Origin of the sequence: Candidatus Uabimicrobium helgolandensis (assembly GCF_041508025.1) — a bacterium.
GTDB classification, from domain to species: Bacteria; Planctomycetota; Uabimicrobiia; order Uabimicrobiales; family Uabimicrobiaceae; genus Uabimicrobium; species Uabimicrobium helgolandensis.
Window position 1 is genome coordinate 2,148,480 of the sequence record NZ_CP165719.1, and the last position, 21,503, is coordinate 2,169,982.

12 protein-coding genes are annotated in these 21,503 nt (G+C 35.9%); 10 read left to right on the top strand and 2 right to left on the bottom strand.

What is annotated here, in order from left to right; translation table 11 throughout:
• Positions 1–734: 734 nt before the first annotated feature.
• The 10 genes from UABHE_RS07935 (at position 735) to moeB (ending at position 16,254) form a co-directional block, all read left to right on the top strand.
• Complete coding sequence (locus UABHE_RS07935) at positions 735–1,358, top strand: (2Fe-2S)-binding protein (RefSeq protein WP_372369712.1); 624 nt, start codon at positions 735–737, stop codon at positions 1,356–1,358.
• A gap of 3 nt (positions 1,359–1,361) precedes the next feature.
• On the top strand, positions 1,362–3,674 hold the full coding sequence (locus tag UABHE_RS07940; RefSeq protein ID WP_372369713.1) for a xanthine dehydrogenase family protein molybdopterin-binding subunit: 2,313 nt from the start codon (positions 1,362–1,364) through the stop codon (positions 3,672–3,674).
• Positions 3,674–4,660, top strand: a complete 987-nt coding sequence (locus tag UABHE_RS07945; protein ID WP_372369714.1) for a xanthine dehydrogenase family protein subunit M — start codon at positions 3,674–3,676, stop codon at positions 4,658–4,660. The genes UABHE_RS07940 and UABHE_RS07945 overlap by 1 nt, the downstream gene beginning before the upstream one ends.
• An 11-nt stretch (positions 4,661–4,671) precedes the next feature.
• Positions 4,672–4,881 carry a hypothetical protein gene (locus tag UABHE_RS07950; protein ID WP_372369715.1) on the top strand — a complete coding sequence of 70 codons (210 nt, stop codon included), beginning with the start codon at positions 4,672–4,674 and terminating at the stop codon, positions 4,879–4,881.
• A 303-nt stretch (positions 4,882–5,184) separates the two neighbouring features.
• Positions 5,185–6,132 carry an FAD-dependent oxidoreductase gene (locus UABHE_RS07955; protein ID WP_372369716.1) on the top strand — a complete coding sequence of 316 codons (948 nt, stop codon included), beginning with the start codon at positions 5,185–5,187 and terminating at the stop codon, positions 6,130–6,132.
• 65 nt (positions 6,133–6,197) lie between these two features.
• Positions 6,198–7,790, top strand: coding sequence for a hypothetical protein (locus UABHE_RS07960; protein WP_372369717.1), 1,593 nt, complete (start codon positions 6,198–6,200; stop codon positions 7,788–7,790).
• A 2-nt stretch (positions 7,791–7,792) separates the two neighbouring features.
• Positions 7,793–12,763, top strand: a complete 4,971-nt coding sequence (locus UABHE_RS07965) for an NACHT domain-containing protein (protein ID WP_372369718.1) — start codon at positions 7,793–7,795, stop codon at positions 12,761–12,763.
• A gap of 18 nt (positions 12,764–12,781) precedes the next feature.
• Positions 12,782–13,762 carry a GDP-mannose 4,6-dehydratase gene (locus tag UABHE_RS07970; protein ID WP_372369719.1) on the top strand — a complete coding sequence of 327 codons (981 nt, stop codon included), beginning with the start codon at positions 12,782–12,784 and terminating at the stop codon, positions 13,760–13,762.
• Positions 13,763–13,777: 15 nt separating this feature from the next.
• On the top strand, positions 13,778–15,151 hold the full coding sequence (gene menE, locus UABHE_RS07975) for an o-succinylbenzoate--CoA ligase (RefSeq protein WP_372369720.1): 1,374 nt from the start codon (positions 13,778–13,780) through the stop codon (positions 15,149–15,151).
• Positions 15,148–16,254: a molybdopterin-synthase adenylyltransferase MoeB gene (gene moeB, locus UABHE_RS07980; protein ID WP_372369721.1), complete on the top strand. Its 1,107-nt coding sequence runs from the start codon at positions 15,148–15,150 to the stop codon at positions 16,252–16,254. The genes menE and moeB overlap by 4 nt, the downstream gene beginning before the upstream one ends.
• Positions 16,255–16,346: 92 nt before the next feature.
• Here moeB and UABHE_RS07985 read toward each other — a convergent pair whose 3' ends face one another.
• Together UABHE_RS07985 and UABHE_RS07990 are read right to left on the bottom strand one after the other, a co-directional pair.
• Positions 16,347–20,216, bottom strand: coding sequence for a UPF0182 family protein (locus UABHE_RS07985; protein WP_372369722.1), 3,870 nt, complete (start codon positions 20,214–20,216; stop codon positions 16,347–16,349).
• Positions 20,217–20,313: 97 nt separating this feature from the next.
• Positions 20,314–21,354: a HEAT repeat domain-containing protein gene (locus tag UABHE_RS07990; protein ID WP_372369724.1), complete on the bottom strand. Its 1,041-nt coding sequence runs from the start codon at positions 21,352–21,354 to the stop codon at positions 20,314–20,316.
• Positions 21,355–21,503: the final 149 nt, after the last annotated feature.

A 21,503-nucleotide genomic window follows, 5' to 3' on the forward strand; every position in this document is an offset into this window, starting at 1 on the left:
CGGCGTTCGACAACTATTCCGGCAAATGTTTTTATAATTTTTTTGTAGGTATCTCATCAGTTAATTATTAGTAACTGTTGTAATAGTAGACGTAGTCCAACTAGCTAGGGCGTGTCATCATTCAATACAGATAAAAATATAACGGATTCATTTAATGATACGCCAGTAGTATTGAGCCCGAGCCCGTTTGCGAGCCCGCGCCCGAAAACTTTTTGAGAGCGACAGAAAGTGATTTATTGGTTCAATACTAGTTTTTTGCGATGGAAAAAGAAACTTGCCTCTTTGATAAATTGTTAGTGAAAGTTTCGGAAACGGGCTCGAAAAAACACACAATATTTTGAATGATGACACGCCCTAATAAAATCCATTTTTTTGTAAAATATAGACTACCAAAAATTGATGACAGCGCTAAGAGTAGTCCCAGATATAGGAACAATACATTTCTCATATTACTTACTATAGAGAAGTACTTTTGAACTTGAGAACAGTGATAGACTTGGGAATCATTTTTATAACAGAGCGTTGCTATTAGTTTTATTAATGGAAAGCATAAGGATATATAATTTTACTTACAAAGCAAACAATGACAAGATCTAATTACTGTTCAGCAATGAGATTTTATTCTTGTTAATACAGCGTGGTACTCGAACATAAATATTTTGTAAATTTTTGGAGAACTACTTATAATAAAGTCTTGCTCTATAGGGAGCTTATAATACAAAAGGAGGAGAAGTATGAGTCAGAATAGAAAAGAATCAGAGGATACGCCAGATATTTCGCGTAGATCTTTTCTCAAAGGAGTTGGTATTGCTTCTATTGGTGTTGCTGTTGGTTCAGGTATCACTAGCGAAGGGGTCGAGGGACATTCAGCATCAGAAGTTTTAGGTCCGAATAAGAATAAATTTTCCTTAAGCATCAATGGTAAAGATATCTCAGTTGAAGCAGAACCAAGACAGACTTTGGCAGAAATTTTACGAGATCATTTACAAATGACAGGAACAAAAACAGCCTGCGAACGTGGCGCTTGTGGAGCCTGTACGGTTGTAATGAATGGTAATACTGTACCATCATGCATGACATTAGCTGTCGATGCGATAGGAGCAGAACTCGAAACCATCGAAGGGCTAGAAAAAGAAGGAGAACTGCATCCCATTCAACAATCTTTTGTCGACCATGATGCTTTGCAATGTGGATTTTGTACACCGGGAATGATTATGAGTTGCAAAAATTTACTCGACCAAAATCCTAGTCCTAACTTGGAAGAAATAAAACTAGCGGTAAGTGGAAATTTGTGCCGTTGTGGTACATATCCTAAAGTATTCGAAGCCGTTTCTGCTTTAAAAAATAAAGGAGAATAGATTATGGCGAAAGATGTAGAATTACACGTTGGGGTTGGCAAAGATCTTTCCACAATGACCACAAAAATTCCCGATAATGCACCACGTCCTTGGGACGGAAAATACCAAACAAAACATATTGGAAAACGTGTAACGCGTATCGATGGCAAGGCAAAAGCAACAGGAAAAGCGAAATATACTTTTGATATTCAACTACCAGGGATGTTACACGGGCAATTTGTACGTTGCCCTTATCCGTCAGCGATTGTCGAAAGTGTAGACACAGTTGCTGCGGAAGCATATCCTGGTGTTAAAGCAGTGATGTTAGTGAGCAAGCTACCAATGACAATTCGCCATGCTGATCAAGAAGTTGTCGCAATAGCAGCCACTTCTCCCCACATCGCAAACGAAGCAGCAAAACTCATTAAAATAAAATATACCAAAAAGCCTTTTGTTTTAGGTATCGAAAACGCGATGTCCGATACTGCTCCTCTTGTTTTTAAATCACAAGGTCCTAAAAAGGGTGCAGGAGATGATTTGCATGGAGGTGCAGTAAAGAAAAGTAATAGCCAAAAAGGTAACATAAGAGGACCGCGTATCACACCTACTGATGCTTCCATAGAGAAAGTAGACGAAAAATTGCAAAACTGTGCTTCTGTAGTTGAGGCGACTTACCAAACTCAAGTTCAGACACATTCTGCTTTAGAAACACATGGTGTTGTCGCTAAATGGGAAGACGATGATCATCTCACAGTTTGGGCATCTACTCAATCTACGTTTGTGACAAGAAATGATTTTGCAACGAGACTCGAACTTCCTCAAGCCAATGTTCGCGTAATTACGGAACATATGGGAGGTGGTTTTGGCGCAAAATTTAGAGCGGGTGTTTTTGGAATTATGGCTGCAAAGCTAGCGAAAAAAACCCAAAGCCCTGTAAAGCTCATGCATAACAGACGTGAAGAACATGCGTCTGGAGGAAATCGTCCTGATACTTTACAAAAGCTAGCTATTGGTTGCGATAAAGATGGAACACTTAGCGCTATCAAGTTACACAGCTATGGATCTTGTGGTATGGCAACAGGTGGAGCAAGTAAACTGGCATGGCCAGCTAAAAATATCTATCAATGTGATGATGTCTATTTAGAAGAGTCAGATGTTTTTACCCACTCTTCTCCTGGAACAGCGTTCCGTGCACCAGGACACCCACAAGGAGCTTTTGCTTTAGAACAAACAATAGACGAACTAGCATACAAAGTTAACATCGATCCTCTCGAATTTCGCAAAAAGAACAGTTTACACCACAAAGTACGCCAAGCAGAATACGAAGTGGGCGCAAAAAAATTCGGTTGGGACAAGCGAAATCCTAAAGTCGCCGCCGACAAAGGTGTTATAAAGCGTGGTGTAGGAATGGCAAATTCCGTATGGTATTATTTCTATATGACCGGATTTCAAGCGACAATTGAAGTGCACAATGATGGATCTGTTGAGCTAATGAATGGTGTCCAAGATTTAGGAACCGGCATTCGTACAATTCTTGCAATGGTTGTTGCTGAAGAGCTAGGGTTAGAAATTGCTGATATTAAAATACGCATTGGTGATAGTACCTTAGGATACGGACCAGCAAGTGGTGGAAGCCAAACGACAGGCGGAATTACCCCAGCTGCGCGCGATGCAGCATATCTAGCCAAAATGAAAATGAAGGAAGTCGCTGCAACAGCATTTTCAGTAGAAGCAAAAGATATAGAGTGCGATTCTGCTAAGTTTTTTGTAAAAGGAAAACCAGAAAATGTAATGACCTGGAAGCAAGTAGCGGCACGTATTCCAGGTGATAAGTTCATGGTTATTGGTGAAAGAAAAAAAGATCATCATACTATAGATCCAGCAACAGTTGCAGGTATGCAATTCGCAGAAGTAGAAGTGGATACTGAAACAGGTGTTGTCAAAGTTAATCGAGTTGTTGCTGTTCATGATTGTGGGCGTCCAATGAACCGTTTAACACTCGAAAGCCAAATCAATGGTGGAGTTATCCAAGGTATTAGCTACGCACTTTTTGAAGACCGTATACTTGATCGCAACTATGGAATGATGGTAAATCCAAATCTTGAACAGTATAAAATCGCTGGTTCTATGGACGTACCGGAAATCGATATCGAGATTATGGATGTGCATCATGGATGTAGTAGTACAGGAGCTATTGGAATCGGTGAACCAGCAACAGTACCAACGGCAGCTGCTATTGCTAATGCGGTTTACCATGCTATTGGTGTGCGTATTCGCGAACTTCCTATTACACCAGACAAAGTTTTAAAAGCATTAGCATCAAAAGGAGATAAGTAGTGAATAAATTTGAATATACTCTTCCAAAAAACGTAGATAATGCGTTGCATGATCTAGATGCTAAAGATGCCATACTAAAAGCTGGCGGTGTTGACGTTCTCGACTTGTTGAAAGAAGAAATCATTTCTCCAAAAAGACTTGTCAACATAAGAAATATAAAAGATTTGAGCTACATTACTAAAAACGACAGTGGTATAGTGATTGGTGCTAATACTACACTAAGTAATATCGCCGCAAGTGATGTTCTGGACGAATACCAACTTTTAAAACAAGCAGCTCATGCTATTGCAACTCCTCAAGTACGTAATATGGCAACACTTGCTGGTAATTTATGCCAACGTCCAAGGTGTTGGTATTATCGTAATAAAGATTTTCCTTGTTCACGCAAAGGTGGTAGTGTGTGCTACGCTATCTTTGGTGAAAATCAATTTCATGCAATTATGGGTAATCAGCATGGGTGCTCTATTGTCCATCCTTCAGGTATGGCAACTGCGCTCTTAGCTGTTGATGCGCGCTTAAAAATAGCAACAAAAAAACAACAAAAGGAAATTGCTCTAGCTGATTTTTTTGTTGCCGTTCAACAAGATATAACCAAGGAAAATGTTCTGCAACTAGGAGATATAATTACTGAAATTATCATTCCTAAACCTACGAAAAAAATAAGTAGTTTTTACTATAAACAAAAACAAAAACAAAGCTTTGATTGGCCTATAGCCGAAGTAGCCGTTTCTTTTGTAAAATCAGGAAATACGATTACCGATGTAAAAATTGTTTTAGGGGCAGCAGCACCTACTCCTGTTAGAGCAAGTGATGCAGAAAAAATTCTTGAAGGTAAAACTTTAACCCACGAATTGGCGGCAAGTGCTGGACAAGCGGCAATTAAAAAGGCGACTCCTATGAGCCAAAATGAATACAAAGTCGCTATATTCAAAACGGTTGTTAAACGTACAGTATTATGGGCTGCTGGCATGGATCCATATGCATAAAGGAGAGTACTATGAATTGCGATACAAACAAATGTAAATTTATACGCTCTAGAGCTACAGACATTCCCATTTTACCTAATGGAGAAACTTTAGAAGACGATTCTTGTCGCTCGGGAGTATTTTGGTGTACACATACAATGACTGCTGTTGGTCCAGATGACGACTTTGTCGCCCCTGAAAAATGCCAGTCTGTACGCCAGTGTTACAAAAAAATAGATTAAACAACTATTGAATTAAGAACATGGCAGTAGTTTTCTTCGTCAGGGTAACACCCTGACGAATATTAATTTAAGAATTGAATCCATTTTGTCATCCTTAAACCGAGGATCAAAAAATGGCAAAAGCAATCCTCAACCACATTTGAGTTTCCTTAAATCAATAGTAGTTGCACATTGCCTGAACTAACAGATTACACTTTTTCAAAGTTTAAGTAATCTACTCTTTCTTAATCCAACAGGTCATTCTACACGGCGTTTTGTTTAAGTGAATCTTCTTTTCTAAAACCATTTTAAAGTGTTTATTCCATGAAAATAGCAATCATTGGTGGTGGAGTTTCTGGTTTTACTTGTGCAATTTGTTTACAAAAAGCTGGCTTTTCACCTACTATATATTCTAATAAGTGGTCACCTGAAACCACTTCTGATGTTGCGGCAGCTGTTTGGTATCCTTTTACTGTAGAGCCTTTAGATAAGGTTACCGTTTGGGGAGAAAAATCTTACAATACTTTTTATAGTATTAGCGTTGAGTCTCCGGAATCAGGGGTTCACATTGTCCCAGGTTATGATTTATTTGGTGAAAAAATGCCTAAACAATGGTGGCAACATTTTGTAAAAAACTTTCGTAAACTAGATGCGCACGAAATTCCAGAAGGCTATGCTGATGGCTTTTCTTTTTCTACACCAATTATAGACATGCGCTATTATATGCCGTGGCTAGAGAAACGTTTTTTAGCTTGCGGTGGAAAAAAAATAACCCAAAAAATTCATGATATTGCAAACGTTGAGGCGGATATTATCGTTAATTGTACAGGTCTTGGCTCTAGAGAACTTGTTAATGATGAAGAAGTTTATCCTTTAAAAGGACAAATTGTAAAGGTAGATGCTCCTGAAGTTAAAGAATTTAGGCAAGATTTCAAAAATGGCCCTAATCATCTAGCTTATATTATACCGCGCAAGGATAATTGTGTTCTGGGTGGCACAACGGACGCCAATATTTCAGATTTAAGCATAGACCTTGATGCTGCGCAGGCAATAAAGAAAAGATGCGCTGCACTGATTCCTTCATTAAATGAAGCAAAAATATTAGAACACAAAACTGGTTTGCGGCCGGCTCGTAAAGCTGTTCGTTTAGAAATAGATCATTCATTTTCTGTTCCTGTTGTTCACAATTATGGACATGGAGGAGCAGGAGTTACTATTTCTTGGGGATGTGCCTACGAGGTATGTGATCATGTAAAAAGTTTAGTACCTTAGGCGTAAAGTTTTTTTCCGGCGTTCCTTAAACGATGAGACTCCTAATTCTTTTAGAATGTATAAATATGAAAAATATAAAACCTTATCAACTACTCAACTTTGATTTATTACATGACGAAAGTTCCGTTTACGAAAAAGTAAATCAGTGCTGTCAACACATTGAAAATCTTATTCAATTTAATGGAATAGTTGCTACAGCTCTATATCGTAATTCCACAATAAGAAAAGAAGCTCTTGATCATGCAATTTTTATGAGCTTTGAAAAATCTTTTTTTGGAAGCTGGTTGTATTTAGCGCGTAAAATAGGTGAATTTTTCTACGACAATGACTATACTCAGACTCATTTTTCAGAGTGGATATCTTTTTTACAACAATACGCCTACGACAAAGAACTCATTTCTTTAAGTTCTGATCTTTTACAATTTCGCAATGACGTTCGTCACGGCAGTGCAGCCCAAAACCCCAATTTTGTCAAAAAAATAGTCAAAAAAATAGAAGTATTCCATAGTAAGTATTTTATTTTTTTAACGAACTATCCGTTGTGTCTCTCTATTGATCAAGAAACATACCAAATAGACTATTCGGGGAAAAGCGAAAAAATAAGCGTTAATTTTGTCGCAGCTCTCTGCGATAAAAAAACCAAACAGTATCTCGACATATTTCCTTTTGCTTCTTGGGATAACAAAAATCAGATACTCGTTTTACACAATGCACCCAAAAACAAAAGACAATTTTACAGTAATTTTGGAATTGAAGATCGTTATGATGAATTTTTGCAACAAAAAGAAGGAATCAATCAGCAATCGACTACTCATGAAATACAATTTACAAATTGTGTGTTTGATAAAATAAATACTGCGATAAAAAATAATAAAAATAAAATCGTGGTTTGGGCTCCTCCTGGTGGAGGAAAAACTTACGTTGCGCAAAATATCAATCATGGTAAGTCATGTCATTATGTAATAGAAGAAAGCCCTTTAAAAATAAGGACCTCTACTGCTCTCAAAACTTTTTGTCGTACTTTATACCAGAAAATGCAAAAGCCCATAGAGGTAAAAAATAAAAAAATAGAGCAGCTCATTGCTTCTCTTAAGTCTTTGGCACAAGAGTTTCCCGATGAAAAGTTTACTATTGTTGTTGATGGTTTGTTTTCTGTTTTTGTAAAAGAGTGGTGGCAAAAGCAGTGGCTATCTATATTAAATCAAGACTATCCTCAAAATTTAGTGTGGATAATAACTGCCTGCCCAGGAGAACCTGTTCCACCGTTTTATAGTGCGGATATAAATATTCCGTTAATTGATGTAAATAGTCTTTGCAAAAATTTTCCAAAGCACGATGCTCAAAAAATTATGTCGTACACTCTCGGCTACCCAAAGTTTGTATGGTTCTATGTTAAATACGGTGAAAATAGCATTTTACAGCAGCGTTATTTTTCAAAATGGTTGCGATACTACAATCCTGATGAAAAACAACAGGAAGTTCTTAAGTTACTGGCACAAACACCTACGTATCTTTCGCCAAAAGAAATCGCTGCTACACTTCAAATCTTTACACCGAAAGTTGAGCGTTTTTTGGGAGAAATAGACATTTTAATGGATGAAAAACAGCGTAGTTATACAACTTATCATCCTGCGTTAGCTTCGCATTTAAAAGGATAAAGATGAATATTGATGAAAAGTGGTTGCAAAATCTTCCCTTTCCGCTCAGTCGTTTAATGCAAAATGTAGTGCGATTACAGCGAACGGCAAACCCCTTTCGTTTTCTTGAATTGACTTTTGCAACAACAAAGTTTCTAACTTACATAACCTTAGCAGAATATCTACAAACACATAACGATGATGCCCCTAAACACAATCGATTTATTCTAAATTCATTAGAAAAACCAAGTGATGGTACATGGGTAAGTCTTCTTGACTATTTGTTAAAAATTTCAAAACCACAAAACTTTTTTTCCCAAGAAATAGCAAGTGTTTTGAAAATTGACAATCGACTTATCGATGTTTTTCGCGAAAACGTAGAACTGCGCAACGATATCGTTCATCGTCACGATTCTATTAATCATAAAGTTATAATCAAGAAACTTGAAAATAACCTCCAGAGTTTACAACCACTTTGGGATACTCTTTGTGACTATAATCTTTATGGTAAAACGGGTGTTTTATTTAAAGGGCTTCCTCCTTTTAATGAGACTTCTTTAACCAATGATAAAATTTGCCTTTACAAAGAAGAAAAATGCTTATCTTTGTCACCATGGCTGTTCTCAACAGAAGATATTTTCTTTTACAGCAAACAACAACAACAGCGTTTTTTCTACATTAATTACAATCACGGAGGCCAGTCTATATCTAGTGATTTAGACCCTGATTTAACAAATAAATGTCGCGAAATTTTACAAAACCTGCAACAAAATGCTCTTCCCAAAAATCAAGATTTAGAACAAAAAATAGCTTTAGATTTTTCGCATATCTGTGAGTTTCATCAAACTAACTTCGTTGGTCGTGAGGATATCATGGAGAAATGTCGTAACTTTGTCGACAAAGCTTGTGGAGAATATGGGGTTGTTACTGGTGAAGCTGGTATTGGTAAAACAGCATTTTTCGCGCATATGTATCAACAAAACCCTCATTATATATGGCACTTTTGTGCAAATACTGAAAACCGTAATAACGCACAAGTTTTTTTTCGTTCCCTATTAGCACAAACATACGCTCAGTTTCCTGAATATAAAGAAGAGATTTCATTTTCTGTCAAAAAATTACAATTCCAATGGCAACAATTGCTAAAGAAAATTTCTCGCTCTTTGAACGATAATAAAAAATTTGTTTTCGTTATAGATGCTCTTGATGAAGCATTAATAGGAAGTAATGATGAGTCGATACCGCATTTATTACCTAAAAATCTTCCTCCTAATATTGTCGGAATTCTCAGTATTCGCAAAGACCAAGTTCTTGAGATTCCATTACAGGACAACATTACTTACATTGCAACATTAGAAAAACTTACTCAGCGAGATATACTACAACTACTTACTAAAAAAATTGGCGTTAACGAAAATGAAATTTCAAACAGCGTGGTTGACATTATCTGGAATAGTTCAAGTAACGGAGATCCATTTTATCTTCGTTTTATGGCAGACGCAATTCGCAGTGGTTCTATTTCCATTCACAATATTAGTTTGATGCCAAAAAGTTTAGAAGGTTTCTTTGAAGAATCATGGTTTACGTTACCGGTAGAAGAAGATTTCTTAGCTTACCGCATTCTAGGGCTTCTAGCAATTATGCAAACCTCAGGAAGTGATGCTCTATTTGCAAACCTCCTTCGTAAGTCGGAAGATACGATTACCAATATACGCTTGAAAATCAACAAATTTCTCGTTATGAGTAAAGATAACTATACTATTTTTCATCAAAAATTTCGTTTATATGTGATTGATAAATTCACAGATAAAGATATTGCTGATTTTCACTCTATTCTTCTGGAGTACTACGACATTGTTCACGATGGTGTACGAAAAGTAGAAACTTTCTCAGAAGATGGTCTTCATCATGTTACTCATCATGCTTACCACTATGGTCTTCTACACAAAGATTTTTCTTCTTTGTATTCTATCGTTAGCGATAATAGTTTCTTAAAACACAAACAAAGTAAACTAGCCACGCGATTTGTACTCGAAGACTTACACTATGCAATATCTGCTTCAAAAATCGAAACGGACGCCGATATAACTAAATTCGCGCCTTTTGTTAAATATTGCGTAACATATAATAAAATTATAAATCGTGGGCGTCAACAAGTCCCAGAGACAGCTTTGCAGCTTATTGTAAATAAAGAGTATGACGCAGCACTTAGAGAAGCACTCCTCATCCATTCAGAAGAAGAACGTTTTTATCAACTGCTCATTCTTGGGTTACCTATTTTAGAAAATAATCTTACCGATGAATGGAATTATATAGCGAGTGAGTTAAATCGATTGCCAACTCCTACAATTGATTATGGTAATTTACCGTTATTTTCTGTGTTTTGCCAAGAAAATATTCGCCGTAATATTTCAATAGAATTTGTTGATTACAATCGTGACCTATGGCAAAAAATGCTAGCGTTTTCTTTGGCAGAAAATTTGACTTGTACTACGCAGTTAACTCTAGACATCATAAAAGAAGAAAATGATTTAATAGCAGCGTTTTCTTCCATAGAGATCAATGATAAATTTGTTTCTTCGTGGCATTCACTTGTCAAAGAACATGTAGAAGATCCATTTATTATGGCATCTATTCTCCTGCCTTATGTAAACAAAACTCAGTTTATCGATGAAATATTTTTGCTCATTGGACAAATAAAGCAAACTCAGAATAAAGCTTTGCTTCTCTTGAAATTGATCGCTCAAGGAAATTGCCAAAATACAGGAGCAATCATTGAAATAATTAACACAATTGAAGATGAAGGTGTTAAACTACACTTAGCAAGCGCAATGCTTCAAAAATACAAGCATTTACCCCAAATGGATGTTATTAAAATGTGGCTACAAGAAAGTAGTTCACTCATTAAAAAATTTCCACTAGAGGTAACTTTCGCTTTGTATGATATAAATGAAAATAACTTAGAAGAAAAATGGTTAGAAACAGATGAATTAATACAAGACTTAGGCTCTAGTAATGATGCGAAACAAGTACGAAAGTTAATCGATGTTGCAAAAGCTTTGGTTTTCGTAACCAATCGCGAAATACAGCAAGAACTAGCCTCAAAAATAGCAGCTGAAATTTATAAAATTAGTGATGAGTCATTACGCAGAGAAGTATTATTATCTATTTCTGAAACATTTGTCGATCAGAAAATCTACTCTATAGGAATTCAATTAATTGAGCAACTTCTGTACACAATTAAAGCTCCTTGGAACTCGCATAACGATTATTTAAAACGGATATTATCAAATATAAAAAAGGTACCTCAGAAAGAACAAGAATATGTATATGGCGTCTTATGGACAGCAGTACTACCTCTATTCCCTCAGGAGATGCTCAACAATATATTTTCTTTGTTATGTGATGTGCTACCATATAGCAAAAATAATCAGCAAAATATGCTCAAATTTATATCTGAAAGATCGATATCAGCACAATTATTTTATCAAATTTGTAAATGGCTTCCTGTAAATGTTGATATCAAGCCTTGGTACTCGTGGGTAAAAGCAGTACAAATACCAACTCTAAAAGCCAAGTGTATGTTTTGTATTGCAGAGGTCGCTTATAAACAAGATAAAAATTTATGTCTAGAATGGATGCTTGAAGGGCAAAAGAATTTACTTTGTCGTGAAGACGCTTTATATCCCAAGACTATTTATGAGTGTTGCCAAAAAGTGCCCCAAGAGTATCCGGCTGTTTCCGAGCTAAGCTCGTGGGAAGCTCATTTATTTGCAGGATTGTCGTGCGAAGACTTCAAACAGTTTAATCATCATTTAGAAAAATCTTTACAATTGATTGTTGAAATTCCCAATGAAGAGCAACGTTTTCGAAGTATGCGTTTTTGGCTTCAACAACTCATACCTGTCACTGAGTTAGGTCGCTATCGTTCGATGTTCTCTTTTTTTCAAGAAGCGGTAGCCGCATCGCAAAATTCATTTTGGCAATCGCAATTGATCTTCGATTTGAATTTAGTTCTAAAATCTCTAAATAAACCAAAAGAAATAAAACAATTCTTTCATAATTTACAAGAATTGATCCAGAAATGTTTTGGTGATAAACCACTATACCTATACAAGCATATAGCACAAACTACTTACACTGTATACAAAATTATTAAAGACGATGCACAGGTATACGTAGATCAGCTTTGGAAAATTATCGAAACAGAAGACGATCCGCAAATTTTAGCTATGCTACTGCGTTCCCTCCGATCTTTCGGCTCCTCAAAAAAAATCAAAGAACATATAGAGTCACTATTGGGGCGTTTAAACCAAGAAAAAAGTTCATCATCTCGTAGTCGCATACTCCTTGATATACTATCAACTCTAAATGGTATTGAAGCTACTACACGTATTCAAAGAATTTTGGGGAAATTGTTACAAGAGATTGAACTTGTGGAAGAAGAAATTGAACAACGTAAACATTTAGTTGATATAGCCGCGATGTTACAACGTATTGAAGATTTTTCACATATGGAAGATATATGGATATACCTACCACGCATTGAAAAGATCGCTTCAAAAATTCAAGACATGAGTCAATATTTGTTGGCCAAAATACAAATAGCAAATAAACTGCTTGTTAGCGACAGTGTTCCTCGATCAAAAGAACAAATTCTTTGCGAAATTACAAAATCAATCACCGAAATTTCTCATATAAATAATTTGTATCAAAAAAATACTATCTTTTCTCATGTGGTCAATTTAATGTATGATGTTCACGATTATAAAAAGTCATTGTCATTTATCGAATGCATCCCTATTTATCAAAATAAAATGGAAAAATTAACAGAAAAGATAGCAGTAACTCCCTATAAATGGCAAACGCAAATGATTACAATGGCCATTGCTGATAAGAAAACATTGGATTATTTAATTGCAGTAACAATCAAACAAAATATTGATAATTGTTCTGAAATTATAGATCTTGCAGGTAATTTACTAATTTCCTAAATAGGAGGAGTATTTTTTATGAAATATCAAAAAATACTTATTACAGGAGGGGCTGGTTTTATAGGCTCTCATTTAGCAGAATTTTTTCTCAAGAAAAAATGCCAAGTAACAATTGTTGATAATTTGTCGACTGGGCAATGGGCTAATATTCAGCACCTTGAAAACAACGAATCTTTTTCTGCGGTCATTTCATGTGTTACAGATGAAAAGCTCATGGATGATTTAGTCCGCGAACATGATATTGTATACCACCTTGCTTCAGCAGTGGGGGTGAAATTAATTATGGAAAAACCCATTGATACTATCAATACTATTTTTCAAACCACTGATACAATGATAAAAAAATGTTCGCGCTATCGAAAACCTTTTATATTTACCTCAACAAGTGAAGTTTATGGCAAGCTGGACAAGGAGATGTTTAGCGAAGACTCCGATGTTTTACTTGGTTGCGCAGAAAAACATCGCTGGGCGTATGCAGCAACGAAAGCTGTCGATGAATTTTTGATTCTTGGTTATCACTCACAAACAAACTTACCAGTGTATATTACACGTCTATTTAATACTGTAGGACCTAGACAAACAGGGCAATATGGCATGGTATTACCTAATTTTGTTGAACGCGCACTTCGCAACGAAACCATACAAGTGTTTGGTAATGGAGAACAAACGCGATGTTTTTGCTCAGTGTACGATGTCGTTCGAGCATTAGCACAATTTCCACTGTCACCTGAAGCAATAGGTAAAGTTGTTAATATTGGTAGTCAACAAGAAATTTCGATTAAAAATTTAGCATTGAAAGTTATCGAAAAAACTGGGTCTAGTTCGCAAATAGAGTTGGTACCTTATAGCAAAGTTTATGGAGCTGGTTTTGATGATATACTAAAGAGAGTACCTGATCTCACACGCGCGCAAAATTTACTTCAGTGGTCACCAGAGTATTCTTTAGATGCTATTATCGAACAAGTTATAGAAGATAAAAAAATAGCTAAAACGCCCTAATTAGAAAGATTCTTTGTGAAAATTATTTTCCCTGTCGATCAACATGCGCGCACTAATCCTTCTGACATAGCAATTATTAGCGATAAGCGAAAAATAACTTATCGCGAATTGGCAAACATAACAAACAATATTGCACAACAGTTTTTGCAACTTAAAGTAACTAATCGTATTGCTGTGATATTACCTTTAAGTATGGACTATCTACTATTATTTATTGCTTTGCAACGTTTAAATATTCTCGTTATACCTATAAATTCGAGTTTTCCAGATCAGAAAATTCAAGAAACACTTGATGAGTATTACTGTGCGTTTGTCATTTGCGAACGTGGTCGCTTTTTTAGTTGTGAAAAAGTTTTTTATGTCGATGATATTATAACAAATAATAATAGTCCATCTACTGTCGTCTCTCAAGAAATAAAATTAAACAAACATTCAACAGCAGTTTTTACATCTGGAAGCGTAGGAAAAGCAAAAGGTATTGTTCATAGTTTTGGTAATCATTATTATAGCGCCAAAGGATCAAATAATAACATCCCTTTAGTTCCTGGAGATCGTTGGCTTTTATCACTTCCATTATATCACGTTGCTGGGATAGCCATTGTATTTAGATGCTTAGTTGCAGGAGCAACAATTGTTTTTTCATGCAAAGATATTATAGCGGCTGCTTGTGATTATAAGATTACTCATGTTTCTCTTGTAACAACACAACTACATCGAATGTTAGATAGTGATATCCCAGACATAAAGCATATACTTGTTGGAGGAAGCGCCTTTGCACATTCGTTAATTGAACGTTCTTTATTGCGCGACCTCAATATCTATACAAGCTACGGTTCAACTGAAATGTCATCGCAAATTGCCACAACAAAACGTATAAATTCTGCTAAAGAAGCTCATTTTTTCAAACCACTACAGCATCGCGAAATACAAATAAGTACTGAGGGTGAGATCATGGTAAAAGGTAAAACTCTTTTCCAAGGTTATTTAAAAGGAAAAGAGTTTGTCAAGCTAGAAGGCACATGGTTTTATACAGGTGATTACGGCATTATAAAAGATGGCTTATTACAAGTGCACGGACGCAAGGATCACATGTTTATTTCTGGAGGAGAGAACATTCATCCACAAGAAATAGAAAATGAATTATGTTCTCTACTCGAAGTGCATCAAGCAATTGTTGTGGCAATTCCACACCGAGAATTTGGCTTTCGTCCAGTTGCTTTTGTTGATAGCCTCATGAGTACTGAACAATTAAAACAATACTTACAAAAACGCATTGCTAAATTTAAAGTGCCAGATCAATTTTTGCCATGGCCGCAAAACGTACCACTAAAAGGAATAAAACCAGACCGCCATTACTTCGAAAAATTAGCACAACAGAGGAATCAATGACAAATTTATCAGAGCAAGAGCACAATCGTTATATGCGTCATTTAATGCTGAAAGAGATTGGCGAAAAAGGCCAAAAAAAATTAAAGTCAGCAAGAGTTGTGGTAGTTGGGGCAGGTGGTTTAGGATGCCCTATACTTATGTATTTAGCAGCAGCAGGTGTTGGCACAATTGGCATTGTTGACGATGATGTTGTTGATGAGAGCAACTTGCAACGGCAAATTTTATATAGCTCTCAGGATGTGGGTAAAAGCAAAGTGGAAATAGCCGCGCAAAAAATACTCGATATGAACCCTCATATTCAGGTCAACAAATACAAAACGCGGCTCAATCAACAAAATTACCACCAAATTTTAACAAACTATAACATAGTTGTAGATGGAAGCGATAATTTTCCTACAAGATATCTAGTGAACGATGCCTGTGTATTTTTAGACAAAACACTTATTTATGGAAGCATCTTTCGTTTTGAAGGACAAGTCTCTGTTTTTTGTAATTCTTCACAATCTCCTTGCTATAGATGTCTGTATCCAGAGATACCAGGAAAAGGCGCCATACCTGATTGCAGCCAAGCTGGAGTCATAGGAGTTCTTCCTGGAATAATCGCCATGTTTCAAGCAACAGAAACTCTTAAATATATATTACAACTAGGTGATTCTCTGAGCGGCAAACTTTTGTGCTTTCACGCTTTGGATATGGATATGCGTAAAATTAACATTAAGAAAGATGTCAATTGTCCAGCATGTGCACTTCGAACAATCGATATTAATAATTATTCATATCAAACAAAAAAAACAATACATGATATTTCTTGCGATGGGTTATTCGAAGAATTAGAAAAAAAGAACATAAAATTGGTAGATGTGAGACAAGAAAGCGAGTACCAAAAACAACACATAGAAAATAGTGTTTTACTGCCTCTGAGTTCGATAGAAACGAATATGCCTAATTGGGACAAACAACAGCAGCTTATTTTGTATTGTTATTCAGGAACTCGAAGTCAGAAAGCACTTGAAATCTTCAGAGAGCATGGTTTTTATAACGTACGTTCTTTAGAAGGTGGAATAGTTGCTTGGAATAAATATATTGCAAATAAGCGAAATTAGAAAATCTTGTGCAACTCAGTTAAAATGTAATAAACCAATCACAAAATCTATAAAGAGCATAGGAAGACAGCTTTGCTGTCTTCCTACTTAAACTATCTACTTTCCGCCTGTCCAAGAGCCATTGTCATTGCCTCTTTTAAGGTATTGCCCATAAATGGTTTTCCTCGGAATACAACAATCACTTTTTTCATTTGTGTTGCTGAACTTTGTTCTGAACGAATGAATACTGGTTCAATATACAGAACTTCGTTGCCAACAATTAAAAGAGAAGTGTGTCCACGAATAACTTGTGCACCACGACGATTCCATAATGAAAATTTTTGCGAAATCTCAGGATCTTGGTCAATCATTGCATCTGCCTGCTCAGGGCTTATAGTATAAACCCCTTTTGGTATCTGCAAACTAAACAAACGACCATAATCTTCACCATCTTGATAAACAACAGGTATAGAACGCAAGTTCATGGCTTTTTCTGGAGTGAATGCCATAGTCATGACATACTGACTACCTTCTTTTGATTTCGGAAGAACTCCACCTGTTTGTAAGATACAATTGTATGGTTCCATAGAAAAAGTAATAGATTTACCTTTATCTATAATTGGACCTAAAACTTCATCGCAGTCATCCCACATATCTTCCATGTTGAAGAAAGTCATCTTGTCTTTCATGTGATAGATATTATAAATATCATCAAATTGAACATGGAATAAATGCAGTGGGTAAGAAAGATGAGGTTGTACAGCTTTTGGTATATCTTTCTTATTTGCAAATAGTTCAGGATAAATGTTTGCCCAAGTATTGATAATCGGACTATCAGCGAATTTGTAAAAACGCACAGCACCAGTATAAGCGTCAATTGTCGCTTTTACTGAGTCTTCAACGTAATTTACTCTTTTTGTAGGACGTTTATCATAAGTTCGTTCTACAGACTTGTCGCCAAGATATTCGCGTTTACTATATGGAAAAAGATCACTTGTTGTCATTGCATTGAGCACCCAAGTAATACGACCATCCGCATTTACTGCATAAGAATTGGTGTCGTAATGAAGAAAAGGAGCAATACGTTCTAAGCGTTCAATTGGTCTACGAGAGTAGATAACACGTGTTTTATCTTCAATAAGACTACTAAAGAGTATGTCCACAAATTGCGAGCTGCGCCAACCAATGACCATCTTTTTCCAGATAGAATCAATAACTACCCCAGATTTAACATCTTTAGGCAATTCAACTTCTGCGCGCCCTTGTTCTGTAGGGTAGTCAAACTCTTTCATGTCTTTCACATTGACGTAAGCCATTGTTGCTGAACCTTCACCGTAGTAAATCTCAGGACGAGTTACTTTTAGCTCTGACCAATCAGCAGTGGTTGGAATGTTTTTCGAAACATAGTTTGGATTACCTTCAACAGCTTCGCCTGAAGGTAACATAACCATCCCGTGTCCGTGAGTAAAGAGAACAAATTGTTGCCCCCACCAAGCAAGCCATTGTTGTGGCTCTAAAAGAGGAAGTTCGCGTAATGCACTTACAAACATCTTCTTTTCGTTGCCAATTTTATAACGCACAGTATCTACATTTAAAAAGTTGTAGTATGTACGTAGTTTTTGCTCTTGACGCATAATTTCAAGTGTTGGTCCGTAAACCATTGTATCTCCACCTGTTTGCAGTATGCGTTTAGAGTGTTGTGGATCAGTAAGTGTCTCTAGGTAACTTACATATCCAGGCCACAGTGGAGCATTTTGGATAGCAGGGTCAGCAAGCATGTCTTCTAGTTTTGGTAAAGGATCACCTGGTTGACTAGGTGAGAAATTTACGTCTTCAATTTTGTGAAGTTGGTAGCCACGTAAGGTAGCATCTACATGTCGCTTGATATAATCCAATTGAACAACCGGTTCGTTTGGTTTTACAAATAAAGCGTCACGTGTAACAACAACACCTTTAAAACCAAAATCGAGTATAATGATGTATATCATTATTTTTACTAGCTTCAGGCAATTGTCTTTGGTTTCGCCTTGCCACTTACCAGAACCAGCACTGAAAGTTTTAAGAAATTTGATAGCAACAAAGGTTCCCGCTATAATGGCAACAGAGGTTATCCAAATATAACTAAGATTTGAAAACAAACCAACAATGTCAATGTATTCGGCACCATTGTGTACAGCAGAATCGCTATTGTCTTTTACTAGTAAATCGTAACGAGTTAGCCATTCACCGATTCCAAGAACAACACCAATAATCGCAACGTTGAATAATGTTATGCCTGATGAAGCTTTCGCAACGAATCCATTTAAACCTGTTTCTTTTACATCGTTGTTACTTATATATGAACAGCAGATACTTGAAAGAAGTCCTAAAGTCGTAGCAACAACAATTGCTTTCCATGCTATCCATATTCCAGGTAAGCAGTTTAGATAAAAACCAATATCGTTACCAAAAACAGAATCTACTTTATCTGCGTCTAAACCGTAAAATAAAGGTAAAAACTCGTGGCATTCAATGGCGACAAGATATCCACCAATTAGACCACAAAATGTACCGATCATAACAACCAATTTTTTAGCAGAATCACTTAAACCACATTTATAGGCTGGTAGAATAATACCAGCTGCACAAGGCACGGCTGCCAATAAAAATAATACACTACCAACATTAAAATTAGTCCAGAATACTGAAGATAGTTGTAAGCTTTCCATTAACCATTTATCCATGAATAGAATAGTTAATTGATCGAAAAAGAATACACCTAACGCGACAAAGGCTATTGTTAACAAACGACGGCTAAATGTTAAAGCTTCAGGCCACATAGTAAGATAATTACTTGGTATATCAAGATCGTTCTTATCTTTGCCTTTTTGTTTTTTATCTGCTACGATTTGTCGATGAGTGTCGAAGCTTTCGGTAAACGAAGAATAGCTCGTTGTTGAGTTGTAACGCAGTTTAGTTATCAGAAAGATCACAAACAAAGTACTATAACGAAAGAAACTATCGAAAATAGCTATTGTTGCCGCCTCTGGAAAACCAAGTCCGCCAACATAAAGAGTAGCGGCAAATGCCCACTCAAATTGCCCAATTCCACCAGGAGTAATGCGAAAGAATCGCGCAATGTTACCTGCAACTAGTGCCATAAGTAAAATATCAAAGTCAACATTAAGAATAATGTTGCTTGAGGTAAATGCTTGTGCACAAAAATAGGCAGCTAAGTCTTCTAAAGCAAAAGCTAAAATAGATAAAGTACTTAATTTAAAGAATATACCACCATTTTTTGAAAGTAGATGAGCAACTTTTTTAAAGGAATTGGTATAATTTTGTAAAAGCGAATGACCTCTTCCATAAGTTACTTTATAAGCAACAAATGCAATTAGTAATGCCCAAAACAATTGATGTGCCCAATTTCCCCAACCCATAAAAAATAAAGAAATTGCCCCAAAAAGCACTATTTCAAATAATATAAATAGTCTTGTTGTAAAGATTGTCGCGGCAGATATTTTATAGGTTTGGCTATCGGGTTCTAAGGAACTAGCTTTTGCCATCCTTCCAAATTCAAAGGGAAAGAGATTGTTTATCGTCATACCATAGAAAAAGGCGCGACTATGTTCTCCTAATGTCTTCTTTGAACCATGAAAACGTGCAGCAACTGAAAATTGTATTGCGCGTAGTCCCCAAATAGAGAAAAACATAGCAATAACAACGAAAATCATATTCCATTTTACAGGGTCCTGACTATACATATAGTATTTCAGATGGGAAACACCTTCAACTATCCCTGCATCTTTATCTGTATACTGGACGATACCAGCATCAATTAACAAATCAAGAACGCGCGTGTTGGAAGCGACATTCCAAAAGCCCGCATTCTGAATGAGTAAAAATATTAATATAAAACCTAGTGCATAGGATAAAGTTAAACCTTTTCCCAAGTTTTTTTTAAAAAAAGAAGAGTATTCGTACTCTTGGGTACTCTTTGACACTATAAATCTCCTTGTTCCATGTGTGCTTCTTATGATATCTCGCTATTGAAAATTCTTTGAGCGAAATGTAACAGAGTGTTTTAAAATTTATAGCACTCTATTTAGTAATGTTATTGATTTTTTCTTGTGTTTTTGTCTTGATATTCTTTAGTTTTTTTAATTCATCGCAATATAATTCTTGTTGTTTTTTTTCTAAGTTTGTGATTACCTCTACACAAGCTTCTATATGTTTATTTTGTTGTAGGTTTTGAATTAAGGCTTGTTGTAAAATAGTTGATCTAACCCTCACTAATAGATTCTTACTAAAAGTACTGCGATAATTTTTTTTGTCATACACTGCTTTTAGTAAAACTGTTATAGCTTTTGTAGAAAGTTCGACCGAAGATTTAGAATCTTTTTTTATTTTCTCTACTATAATTTCACTAACAGAGCCTCTAATTCTTCGATCCTCTATTGAACTTGTGAGTAAAAAAGAAAGAGTGTTTTTATCATAAAAACCAGTGCTAGCAAGTCCTTTTGATGCTTGCAACTGTACACGCCAGTCTTTGTCAGCGAAAAGGATTTTTAAAGTTGGTAATGTTCTAAGACTATTAATATTACTTAACGACTCTGCCACTGTTTTGCGTACTTGCCATGCTGGATCTGCTACGCGCGCAATTAAATTGGGAATCGCCTTTTCTTTGTAAAGAACAAGTAGTTCTGTTGCTTCGTCTCGTACTTGACTACTTTTATCTTGTAAAGAAGTTTCAATTGTGGTGAGCATTGCCTTTAGGTCTTTCTCTTGCAATTTATGCATTTCTTTGAGAATAAAAATACGGAATGCTCGAGAATGATTGGCAAAAGCTTCGCGCAGTGCCGGTAATGCTTTTTCGCCAATTTTCACAAATGTAGAAATAATAGCTTTACGCAAACGGTCTCGTGAAGTTGTATCTTGAAGTAACTTTTGTAGTTCAGGAATAGCTGGTGCCCCATTCTCTCCAAGTAGACCTATTTTTTCAACCGTGGTAAATTTTTGAGTGAGATTTTTTACTTTTAACTTTTCGATGAATTTTTCGACATCACTTGCAGAGTTTTCAGGAATAGATTGTTCGCATCCTAAACTAAAAAAACACAGAATAAACAAAAATAGATAACGCAAACTATTCTCCTGGATTGCATTGAAATGATTAGATTGTTTCTTAAAACAATAATATAAAAAAATATGTTATTTGTATAAATACCGTTTATTTGCTATATTTAGCAAGAGTTTGAGTATAACAAATAACTACTTCAACTCCAATGTTTTTT